Raw genomic sequence first — 12,102 nt, 5'->3', positions numbered from 1 at the left:
CTATACAATTATAGAACTAAAAACTATGCCAAGTTATTATTTTTCGTACTCTTATTAAAGATTTTAATAGAGATTTATGAAGAAATAATGAACAGTGAAATGTTTATATTTTTTAAGCTATATTATTTTGAATAAATAGTCTAAAATAAGTCTTACTCAAGTAAATCTATATGCTTATCGTGATAACCTAATAAATATAAAACACCATCTAAACCAATACTCGAAATCGAGCTTTGTGCATTGTCTTTAACCTTTGGTTTAGCATGAAAAGCAATACCTAAACCTGCAAGATTTAACATGGCTAAATCGTTAGCACCATCACCAACAGCAATGGTTTGGCTAATATTCAAGCCTTCTTTATTTGCTATTTCTTGAAGGTATTCGGCTTTTTTATTGCCATCTACAATTTCGCCAAGATAATTACCAGTTAATTCTCCATCTATAATTTCTAACTGGTTAGCATATACATAATCGATGCCTAATTCTTTTTGAAGATAATGTCCGAAATAAGTAAAACCACCAGATAAAATAGCAGTTTTAAAACCGTAACTCTTTAATGTATCTATTAAGCGTCTTGCACCTTTTGTAATTGGTAAATTAACAGCTACGTCTTGAAGCACTTCTTCTTTTAATCCTTTTAAGAGTTTCATTCGTTTTTTAAAACTCTCATTAAATTCAATTTCACCTTGCATTGCAGATTCTGTAATAGCTCTTACTTCTGCTCCTACTCCTGCTAGTTCAGCTAACTCATCAATAACTTCTGTTTGAATTAAAGTAGAGTCCATATCGAAACAAACCAAACGCCTGTTACGTCTGTAAATATTATCTTCTTGAAAAGCGATATCGACATTTAACTGTCTAGAAATTTGCATAAATTTCTCTGTTAATTCCGATTTATTTTCAATTTTACCACGAATTGATAACTCAATAGATGCTCTTGGGTATTCGTCTTTTTTAACTAATGATGTTCTACCAGTTAAACGTTTAATAGCATCTATATTTAAGTTTTTTTCTGAAATAACCTGAGTAACCATAGAAATTTGCTCTGCAGATAATCTTTCTCCTAAAATAGTAATTATATAACGATCTTTACCTTGAAGCGATACCCAGTTTTCGTAGTTTTCTAATGTAATTGGTGTGAATTTTGCTTGAATATTAAGCTCGTAAGCTTTAAACAATAAATCTTTTAAAACTGGTGAAGAATTGACTCCAGACTCTATTTCAAATAATATACCTAATGATAAAGTATCGTGTATATTGGCTTGACCAATATCTAATATCTTTGCTCCAGAAGAAGCTAAAACAGCCGTTAAACTAGCTGTTAATCCTGGTTTATCTTGACCTGAAATGTTTAGTAAAAAGATTTCGTTTTTCATAAATATCAAAAAAAATTACAAAAGGAATCGTTTAGTTTAGGAATCTATTATGCCAACTATCGCTTGCTGGTACTTCCCAGTTTTCGTTTAACTCTGCAATATTTGTGACAAGGTTATTAAAAACGATTGTATTTTTAGATACGGCTTTTTGTTTTGCCATTGTTCTAAAATCGGTTAAGGTTTTATGAGCAACAAACTCACCTTGTTTGTAGGATACATTCATTTTATCCATTAAATCTACGCCATATTCTTTTTCTAATTCTTGAATAAAACGAACTGAAGCGTCAATACTACAACCTGTTGCAGCTTGAGAATCTTGATCTACAGCAAGAATAATAAAACGCTTGTATCTAATATCGTACCCTGCATTTAAGTCGCTTCCATGCGCTGTCCAATTTGTAATAAAGATGTTAAGCTTTTCTTTTATAGCTTCTAGTTCAGTTTCTGAAAAAGAACGATTTGCTTGATATATCCAGATTTTTGAGTGTTCTGGTAGTGTGTTAAATTCTACTAACATATTTTTTATTCATTTAAAAGGTAAAAATAATACTTTACATCCAATCTTTGCGTTGAGATTCAATTTGATATAATAAGAAATTAACAATTTCATTTGCTCTATTTTCTTTTATATATAAAATCTTTGTAGCTTTTGATGCCGTGTACACTTCTACCGTTATTATATTTCTTAATTTTTGAAACACTGTTTGCTTTGTCGCCACCGCTTGTACTTTGTGTATTTCTACCAATTGCGTTATTGTTGAAATTGAGCCATCACCAACTATTAACATATTATCGTTTAAGATATAATATGCTTTTTTGTATTTTAAATAGATCATTAAAAGAAGAACCGGCACTATAAACAAGTTGATAACCCAAAACAGATTTTCGAACACAAAAAAAGCAACGACATTAAAAAGCAAAAGTGGTACGAGCATTGTTAATAATAAAAAACGTAGATAATAAGTCTCTGGTTTTTCTTTTTTAGAAGTTATAGATAACTTTTGCATCAGTTTTTCTACTAAATAATCAACTTGTAATTGATCTAAAGCTATAATAGAGAAATGTTTTTGCAATTTCTTATCCACCATTGCTTGCTTTATACGCAAAGTGTTTAATCCAAAATAACGCTTTAACCTATTATTTACAATTTCTATATTTTGAATTCTTGACGGCGATAAAATTATTGCAACTTTATTAAACAACCCTTTTTTAATTTCTATTGTGTTTTTATGCTCAATAACTTGTAAATCGAAATTAAGCAAGAATGTTTTTATTACAGAAAAGAGTATTGAAATGATTAGTGTGATTAATAAAAAACCAAAAGTTATGAATATTAACGCACTTACTGAATTACTGTTTTGCGTAAGCAATGCTTCAAATTTATCTCCTAATTTTAATTCTTGCATAAAGTCTTCGTAAGTAGAATACAATCCACCTATAAATCCTGCTATAACTAAGAAGCTTTTAATATGATTCTGACTGAAACCTTCTAGCAATAGTTTTTTAATAGAAGCTTTATAATATACTTTTCGCTCGTCTTTAATTTCATTAGTTGTTTCTTCTTGACTAACAACGTTTACATTCGAGAGTAATTCCTCTTTAAGAGCTTTTGCTTTATTTCTACTTAATGCAGTAATTTTGACCTCTGCTTTAGCATCTCCAGCAGTTTCAATATCTAATTGTACAACATTTATTATTTGCTGAAGTACATTTTGTTTAATATAGATATTCTGAATTTTGGACTTAGAAACTGTTATTTCCTCTTTGTTTAATATACCTTTTGAAAGTTTAAAGTCGTCTCCAGATATGTGAAATTTAAAATTGAGGTATTGTAATATTGAGCGTACTAAAATGAATAAAAATACAATTATAACTGCTAGAATAATTTGATTTAAAGACAAACCAAACACTCTTTCTCCTTTTATTAGGTAGTAAGAAAAAGTTGCAATAGCAATAAAAAGGCTTTTTAGTATTTTATAACTATTAAACCCGAAAAGTACTGCGATACCTTTAATTGACTGTCTTGATGGATTTTTAAAATCGTACACCTAGTTAATCTTGGTCGTTAACAGTTGGTTTATACGTGTGGCTTCATCTAAAGTTAATCCGCTTATAGATAAATCGCCTCCAGATTCGCCTGCTGTATAAACGTGAAGTGATGCTAAATTAAATTTCTTAGCAATAAAACTTTGTTTCGTTTCTAGATGTTGTATTCTAATAAAAGGAACAGTTGTTCTTTTTTCTATTAATAAACCTTTAGCATAAATAATATCGTGTGATCTTAATGCATAACCACGCTTTTTTAAACTTAGAATACTAATTATGAATTGTAGTATTAATAAAAAAAACAAAAAGATAATTACATACCAAAAGACAATAGAAACCCAATCCTCTTTAATGAAATTTATAGCCAATATTACAACTCCAAATAGAATAGAATATTGAATAAAAATATTTATGAAAAGTATTTTTAAATAGCTTTTAGAAATAGGCTTTAGTTTAACGGTTTCCGCTTTTGGAATGGAATCTATATCTATTTCTATATTAGTAAACATAACTATTTATCTAATTTTTAATTAAGCCACAAATCAAATTGCTTTACAGGTTTTGAGAACTAGCAATAAGCTCTGCAACATCCATAACTTTAATTTCGTTTTCTTTTTCTTTAACTTTTACGCCGTCAGACATCATGGTCATGCAATATGGACAACCAGTTGCAATAATATCTGGATTGGTTTTTAAAGCGTCTTCTGTACGAAGTTCGTTAATGTCTTTATCTCCTTTTTCTGGTTCTTTAAACATTTGTGCTCCTCCTGCTCCACAACATAACGCTGTAGATTTACTACGCTTCATTTCTAATAAAGTAGCATTTAAAGTATTTAAAACATCTCTTGGGGCTTCGTATTCTGAGTTTGCTCTTCCTAAGTAACAAGGATCGTGAAAAGTAATACGTTTACCTTTATAGTCACTGTCTTTAATTTCGAGTTGCTTTGTATTAATTAACTCTTTTATAAACTGTGTATGGTGTAATACTTCGTATTTACCACCTAAACCTGGGTATTCGTTTTTTAAACAATTAAAAGAATGCGGATCGCAGGTTACAATTTTTTTAACTTCGTAACCGTTTAACACTTCGATGTTCATTATCGCTTGCATTTGAAACAAGAATTCGTTTCCAGATCTTTTTGCTAAATCTCCAGTTGCGCTTTCTTCTGTGCCCAAAACAGCAAAGTTTACGTTTGCTTTGTTTAAGATTTTAACAAATGCTTTTGTTATCTTTTTTGCTCTATCATCGTAACTTCCAGCAGAACCAACCCAAAATAAAATATCGGGTGTTTTACCTTCTGCCATCATTTCTGCCATTGTTGGCACTATTAGTTGTTCGCTCATGTTACTTAATTTTGTTACTCTACTTCTTTTATTGCTGCAAAATCTGTTTTTGCTATTCTAATATAGACTGCTAATTTCTTTTTGCCGTCTACTAACTTATTTTTTGAATCGTATTTTTCACCATCTGCTCTCCTAATGGCATCTTCGCCTAACAATACTAATTGCTTTTTTGAACAGTAATCGCAAAACACTTTTTTTAATGTAATGTTTATTGGTTCTCCTGCCTTATATTCAATTTCTGTATAGGCTTTTATTTGTAACGAATCTTTTTTAAAACTTTGAGCAGATACTACTTTACAACATAAAAATAGCACAAAAATTAGTGTGTATTTATATTTGCTGCTCATAGTATTCTTGTTTTTATTATTTTTTGTGATCTACATTTTTTAATACTTACAGACCATTAATTTAGTAAATAACATTAGTAAGTATTGCGATAGGGATTGATGCCATTCACCTATCCATCGATAGTCTTAACCTTTTTTATTTTTCTTAAAAAAGATATAGCGGAAAGCCTGACCTTTAGGTAACTCCCAAATTATACTATTCGTCTTTCCAGTTTAATCTATCCATTTGGTTGTATGGCCAAGGTGCTCCGTTGTTTTCAATATTAGTCATCATATTGTTAAGCTCCATTGGTGCTGCGCTTTCTTCCATTACTAGGTAGCTACGCATTTCCATAATAATATTTAATGGGTCGATACTTATTGGACAAGCTTCTACACATGCATTACAGCTGGTACAAGCCCATAATTCTTCAGGTGTTATGTAATCGTTTAATAATTGCTTACCATCGTCTACAAATACGCCTTTGTTAGCGTCAATATTTTTACCTACTTCCTCTAGACGGTCTCTGGTATCCATCATTATTTTACGAGGCGATAATTTTTTACCTGTTAAATTTGCCGGGCATTCGCTTGTACAACGTCCACATTCTGTACAAGAATAGGCATTTAATAAGTTTAACCAACTTAAATCCTGCACGTCACTTGCTCCAAATTTTGCAGGAACTTCTTCTGTGTCTGTTTCTGCAGGTGCTGCATACGGATCCGCGTCTGGATCCATCATTAGCATTACTTCTTTGGTGACAACATCGTTATTTGGAAACTGTCCTTTTGGTGTTAGTTTTCCAAAATAAGTATTTGGAAACGCTAACAATATGTGTAAATGTTTAGAATAGTATAGATAATTTAAAAATACTAATATTCCTGTTATGTGAAGCCACCATGCAGCTCTTTCTATTATATGCAGTGTTTCTAGGTTATCTCCAAATAAAGGAGAAATAAACTGACTTATTATGTTTCCTGAATTTGCGGCTTGAAAAGATGAATCTGTTGCATTCATTACCAAGAACAAAGTCATTAAAACCATTTCGAAATACAGAATAAAGTTTCCATCGTTTTTTGGCCATCCTTTCATTTCGGCACTCATAAAACGCTTTAGTTTTATAACATTTCTACGAATCCAGAAAATTACTACTGCTATAAAAACTAGTGTTGCAAGAATTTCGAAAGTTCCAATTAAGAATCCATAAACTGATTCTGGTAGTATTTGATGTCCTATACGGTGTGTTCCAAATAAACCATCTATAATGATTTCTAATACTTCTATGTTTATAATTACAAAACCTACATAAACTATAATATGAAAAAATCCTGAGACAGGACGTTTTACCATTTTGCTTTGACCTAAAGCAATCATAGCCATGTTTTTCCAACGTTGCGGTTTGTTATCGTTAATCTCTTTATCTTTTCCTAACTTAATGTTACGAAACAGTTTTTGTATGTTTTTTGCAAAGAAACCAATGCCTGCAATAAGGATAATGGCAAATAGTATGTTTGGTAAGTAATTCATTTTCTAGGGTTAGTTAGTTTATTTTTTGTCTTCTATCTCGTTACCTTCGGCATCATAACGTTTTGGCTTTTTTCCGAATAAAGAAAAATGCACATAACGTTTAGGATTAAGTTTCATATCCTCAAGTAGCTCTTCCATTTGCTTTGAAGCACCCGCAAGATTCTCGTATAGTTGTTCGTCTTTTAATAATTTTCCAATAGAACCTTCTCCTTTTTCTACACTTGCCATTAAGTTATCGAATTTTTTAATGGTAGCTTGTAATTCCTCTACTGTTTTGGCTATATCTACTTGAGCTAATTTATTAGTCATTGTAGTAAGGTTGCCAGAAGTCGCTTCAAAATTAGTAAGTGTATTGTTTAACTTGTCCTTATTAGTACCTATTAATCCATTTAAAGATTTTGCTGTAGCATTAAAACTAGCTACTGTAGCGTTTAAACCAGCAATACTGTTTTTTAAATCGGCTTGAGCCTTAGCATCGAAAATATTGTTAAAACCTACTAAAAGTGTATCGGTTTCGCTCATTACCTTTTCTATTTTTTCTTGTAATGGTGTTAAACGCTCGTTAACTAATTCCATCATACCTTCTTTTGTGGCACTTTGAAGGTAGTCATCGGTTTTAGCATTTTCAGCATTATCATAAGCAGGAAGAATTTGTATTTCTTTTCCACCAATAAAACCATTTTGGAATAATTCGGCTTTACTATTCTTAGAGAATTTAAACTTAGTATCTACACTCATTTTAACGATTAGCGTACCAGATTTTTCATCTTCGAAATAAATATCTAAAACTTTACCAATGGCATAACCGTTGATAGTTACAGGTGCCGAAGGCTTTAAACCTTCTACATTATCGTATTTTGCGTATACTATTATATCGCTTTCTAAAAGGTTGTTACCTTTTAAATAACTAAAACCGAATATAAATAAAGCTATTCCTGCAATAGCTAGTATACCTGTTTTGACTTCTCTGGAAATTTTCAAAATGAAAGTGTTTGATTTGGAACAAAAATAAAATAAATAAACTTAAGAATGGCTCTATTTAGTGCCACTATTTAAGGCTTCTTGCAAACTTATACGTTTGCCGTCTCTGTAGGCTACTATAAATGCGCTAGTGAACCCTTTTTGCTTAGCAACCTTTTGCATATTTTGTATTTTATTAATATCTGAAGTATAGCCATAAAAGTATTTGTATAATTTACCTTCTTTATCTCTTGATATGTCTTTTAATCCCTTGAAATTATATGGTTTAGGCTCCAGTTTTTTTGAAGCTGCAGCAATTTGCACTTTAAAAATAGTGTTAGGTATTATTTTTTCTTTTATAGGAATACTAGTTTCTTTTTCAATAATATACTCTGTATCTACAAAATTTTGCTCTACGCTTCTTTTGTATGAAACAATAGCATTTGCCATTGCACTAGACAATTCTGTTTGTCCTTTCTTAGAATTAAGGTATCTGCCTTCAGAAGTATTTGTAATAAAACCTGTTTCTACCAATACGCTTGGCATAACCGTTTGATGTAAAACAATAAAACCAGCTTGCTTAACACCTCTGTTTTTACGTTTTAAATTATTGGTGAAATTTTTCTGTATTAAACTTGCTAACTGTATGCTTTGGTCTAAGTACTGTTCCTGCATTAATGTAAGGCCAATAAACGATTCTGGAGAATTTGGGTCGAAACCTTTATAATTATGTTTGTAATCTTCTTCAAGAAATATGACCTCGTTCTCTGCTTTTGCTACATCAAAATTTGTTTTGTTTCTATGCACTCCTAAAACATACGTCTCAGACCCATGAGCTTGAGAGGTATGTGCATTACAATGCACAGAAACAAATAAATCGGCATTGGCTTTATTTGCAATTTCACCTCTTTTAAATAAATTTATAAAAACATCCGTTTTTCTCGTGTAAACTACTTTAACGTCTTTATTTTTTTCAAGTTCTTTACCTACTGCAAGCACTACTTTTAAGGCAATATCTTTTTCTTTATATCCAGCTTTAGATGGTTTGCCAGGATCTTTACCTCCATGTCCAGCGTCTAAAACAACAATAAATTTACTAGTATCGTTTTGTGCATTTACAGATAGCGATATTGTTAATGTTATTATAATTAATAAGAAAAGCGTTTTTAGTTTCGTTTGCATAGTGATATAACAAATTTTATAAGCGTTTAGTATGGTTTTGTAAATTATATAGATATGATAAATTAATCATAAAAAATATATGTAATTTTGTGAATTCAAATATCGAGCCATACTTTAGCAAAAATACATACAATAGCATTGCATACAAATAGAATTCATATACTTTTTGCCTTAAGTTTTACAGTGTTTATCAACACTTTTAGCTTTGCCCAAGTTGATGGTGAAGATAAAAGCATTGAAATTCCTAAAGAAAAAGAAGTTGAAAGCATTACGCCTCCTACTAAGGTTAACGACTCCATTGTTATTCCTGTTGAAGAATTAATTACCGTAAAAGAAACAGATTCTACTGTAACTGACTCTATAAAACCAAAACCTGCTCTTTTACAAGCAACAGTAAGTTCTAGCGCTACAGATTATCATGCTTTTAACAGAAAAGAGCAAAAAATGTATTTGTATAATGAAGCGAAAGTAAATTACACGGACATGGAAATTACTGCTGGGACTATAGTTATAGATTACAGTAAAAATTTAATTTATGCTGGAAGAATAAAGGATACAGCTGGTGTTTATACTCAAAGGCCTGTTTTTAAACAAGGTGATAACCTCATAGAGCCAGATTCTATGATTTTTAATTTTAAAAACAAGAAAGCAATAATTTTTAATTCTAATACTGAACAGGAAGGAATGAAAATTAGGTCTGAACGTTCTAAAAAAGAAAACGATTCTGTTTATTTTTTGAAGAATATGCGTATTACTACTGCCGAAAGTGAAGAAGATCCAGAGTACTATTTCCTGATTGATAAAGCTAAATTAGTTCCAAATAAAAAAATTGTTGCAAGTTCTGCGCAAATGTTTATTTATAATGTCCCTACTCCTATTATTGTTCCTTTTGCCTTTTTTCCGCTAAGTAAAAAACAAACATCTGGTGTTATATTCCCAAGTTTTGGAGAACAAAATGATAGAGGTTATTTTATTCAAAATGGTGGTTATTATTTTGCAATTAGTGATTATGTGGATTTAGCTGTTTTAGGAGATTATTACACCAATGGTAGTTATGGTTTACGTTTTGAAAGTAATTATAAAACACGATATAAATATAATGGACGTTTCGGTTTTAGATATGAGAATTTAATTACTAGCGAACGTGGTTTTTCAGATTATTCAAAAAATACAATTTATAATCTACGTTGGTCTCATTCTCAAGATACTAAGTCTAATCCTAATTCGCGATTTTCAGCTTCTGTAAACCTTGGTAGTAGTAATTATTATCAGCAATCTCAAAACCAAATTAATACTGCTAGTTTTCTAAATAACACTTTAGCTTCGTCTGTATCATATTCTAAAACATTTCAAGGAGAGCCACAAGTTAATATTAGTTTAACTGCTACGCATTCTCAAAACACACAAACAGAAGAAATAAACTTAACACTACCAACCTTGCAAGCCAGTGTTGGTCGAGTATATCCATTTGCGCCTAAAACGGGTTCAAAAAAAGGGATTATTCAAAATATAAACCTACAATATAGTGTTAGAGGTGAAAATCAAATACAAACTACAGACTCTCTCTTCTTTAAAAGTGAAATGTTCGATGATGCCAAAATTGGTATGAAACACACTATTCCGGTTACCACTAACTTTAAGGTTTTTAATTATTTTAGCGTGAGTGCTAATGCTAATTTTGAAGAAGCATGGACACTTAATACTATTGACAAATACTATGACAGTGAAAATAATGTAACGGTTACAGAAGACATTACTGGATTTGATGCTTATAGAACTTATAATTTTGGTGCAAGTATTGGTACTACTGTTTACGGGCAGTTTAATTTTGAAAAAGAAGGTGAGGACAAAAAAATAAAAGCAATAAGACATGTTATTCGACCAAGCGTAAGTTATAACGTAAATCCTGCTTTCGATAAGTACTATGATACTTATGAGGTTACAGATATTAATGGAAATTCTATAAGTGAAAATGATTTTTCTCGTTTTGAGAATAGTTTGTTTGGTGTTCCAAATAAAAATTATTCTAGCTCTATTGGTTTGGCTCTTAGTAATAATCTTGAAGCTAAAGTTAGAGATAAAGACAGTACGAAAACAGAACCTAAAAAAATTATATTATTAAATAATTTAAACTTTTCTACATCATATAACCTTGCAGGAGATTCTTTGCGTTTTAGTCCTGTAAAAATGAGCGGTGGTACGCAATTGTTTGATAATAAAATGAATGTCAATTTTGGCGCTACTTTAGATCCTTATGCATTAGATAATAACAATACAAAAATAGATGAGTTTAATATAAGTAATGGCGGAAGTTTATTTAGGTTAACTAGTGCTAATCTTACTCTAGGCTATAGTTTAAATAGTAAAGGCAACGATAAAAAGTCTAATACTAGTGATAGAAGTAGAACCGAAACTCTTGACAGTGGTGGACGTGATGATGATTTATTTGGGCGTTCTCAGGATTTTGCCGATCAGCGTTACGAAGAAGAAGAGGATGATAAAGAGGACGAAGAACCAAGTGATCTTTACAACTATTCAATACCATGGAATTTACGTTTAGCTTACGCTGTCAACTATTCTAATTCACAACGTCAAAATGAAATCTCTTCACATTCTTTAATGTTTTCTGGTGATATAGAATTGTCGCCTAAATGGAGTATTGGAGCTTCTTCTGGTTACGATTTTAAAAATCAAGGATTCTCATATACTCAATTACGTTTTGGTCGAGATTTAATGAGTTGGCGTATGGACTTTAGTTGGATCCCATTTAGTACTCAAAGTTCTTGGAATTTCTTTATAGGAATAAAATCTAGTATATTAAAAGATTTAAAATACGAAAAACGTCTTCAACCAGATCAACAATTATAGAATACTTAAAACAAGAAATATAATCTTGTTATGAGTGTATATTAATAATTTATGTAAATAACACTTTCTGTTTTATGAAAAAAATAATAACAACAACCAAAGCTCCTGCTCCTATTGGGCCATACAATCAAGCTGTTTTAAGCGGAAACACTTTATATACATCTGGACAAATTGCCTTACATCCAGAAACTGGTGATTTAGTTTTAGATGATATTACAACTGAAACAAAACAAGTTATGGAAAATATGAAAGCCGTTTTAGATGCAGCAGACATGACTTTTGAAAACGTTATTAAATCTTCTATATTTATTAGTGATATGAATAATTTTGGAGCAATAAACGCTGTATATGGTGAGTATTTTGACGAAGATACTGCTCCTGCTCGAGAAACTGTTGAAGTTGCAAACTTACCAAAGTTTGTTAATGTAGAGATTAGTATGATTGCTGTAAAGTAATCACGTACATAAAAAAG

The 12,102-nt window shown here is 30.8% G+C and carries 11 protein-coding genes; 2 read left to right on the top strand and 9 right to left on the bottom strand.

From position 1 onward, the window contains the following. Window positions 1–152: 152 nt before the first annotated feature. From serB to ASC41_RS13020, 9 genes are all read right to left on the bottom strand, one after another. Entirely contained in the window at window positions 153–1,376 is a 1,224-nt protein-coding gene (gene serB / locus ASC41_RS13060; protein WP_055437100.1) for a phosphoserine phosphatase SerB, read from the bottom strand. Between the two features lie 31 nt (window positions 1,377–1,407). Continuing rightward, the gene (locus ASC41_RS13055) at window positions 1,408–1,893 is read right to left on the bottom strand and encodes a hypothetical protein (RefSeq protein WP_055437099.1); all 486 of its coding nucleotides are present in this window, start codon (window positions 1,891–1,893) and stop codon (window positions 1,408–1,410) included. Between the two features lie 34 nt (window positions 1,894–1,927). Then, a complete protein-coding gene (locus tag ASC41_RS13050; RefSeq protein ID WP_055437098.1) occupies window positions 1,928–3,424 on the bottom strand; it encodes a PH domain-containing protein in 1,497 nt (498 codons plus the stop codon). Beyond that, the gene (locus ASC41_RS13045; RefSeq protein WP_055437097.1) at window positions 3,425–3,931 is read right to left on the bottom strand and encodes a PH domain-containing protein; all 507 of its coding nucleotides are present in this window, start codon (window positions 3,929–3,931) and stop codon (window positions 3,425–3,427) included. Window positions 3,932–3,974: 43 nt separating this feature from the next. After that, window positions 3,975–4,766, bottom strand: coding sequence for a (Fe-S)-binding protein (locus ASC41_RS13040; RefSeq protein WP_055437096.1), 792 nt, complete (start codon window positions 4,764–4,766; stop codon window positions 3,975–3,977). Window positions 4,767–4,780: 14 nt separating this feature from the next. Then, the gene (locus ASC41_RS13035) at window positions 4,781–5,113 is read right to left on the bottom strand and encodes a hypothetical protein (RefSeq protein ID WP_055437095.1); all 333 of its coding nucleotides are present in this window, start codon (window positions 5,111–5,113) and stop codon (window positions 4,781–4,783) included. Between the two features lie 196 nt (window positions 5,114–5,309). Then, complete coding sequence (locus ASC41_RS13030; RefSeq protein ID WP_055437094.1) at window positions 5,310–6,620, bottom strand: 4Fe-4S dicluster domain-containing protein; 1,311 nt, start codon at window positions 6,618–6,620, stop codon at window positions 5,310–5,312. A gap of 18 nt (window positions 6,621–6,638) precedes the next feature. Further along, window positions 6,639–7,601, bottom strand: a complete 963-nt coding sequence (locus tag ASC41_RS13025; protein ID WP_055437093.1) for an MlaD family protein — start codon at window positions 7,599–7,601, stop codon at window positions 6,639–6,641. A 54-nt stretch (window positions 7,602–7,655) separates the two neighbouring features. Continuing rightward, a complete protein-coding gene (locus ASC41_RS13020) occupies window positions 7,656–8,762 on the bottom strand; it encodes an N-acetylmuramoyl-L-alanine amidase family protein (protein ID WP_055437092.1) in 1,107 nt (368 codons plus the stop codon). Between the two features lie 138 nt (window positions 8,763–8,900). Between ASC41_RS13020 and ASC41_RS13015 the strand changes: the two genes are divergently transcribed. After that, entirely contained in the window at window positions 8,901–11,630 is a 2,730-nt protein-coding gene (locus ASC41_RS13015) for a putative LPS assembly protein LptD (protein ID WP_055437091.1), read from the top strand. A gap of 74 nt (window positions 11,631–11,704) precedes the next feature. Next, window positions 11,705–12,085, top strand: coding sequence for a Rid family detoxifying hydrolase (locus ASC41_RS13010; protein ID WP_055437090.1), 381 nt, complete (start codon window positions 11,705–11,707; stop codon window positions 12,083–12,085). The last annotated feature ends 17 nt before the right edge of the window (window positions 12,086–12,102 follow it).

Source organism: Lacinutrix algicola, from assembly GCF_001418085.1.
Lineage (GTDB): Bacteria > Bacteroidota > Bacteroidia > Flavobacteriales > Flavobacteriaceae > Lacinutrix > Lacinutrix algicola.
This window is presented reverse-complemented; position numbering and strand designations above follow the sequence as displayed.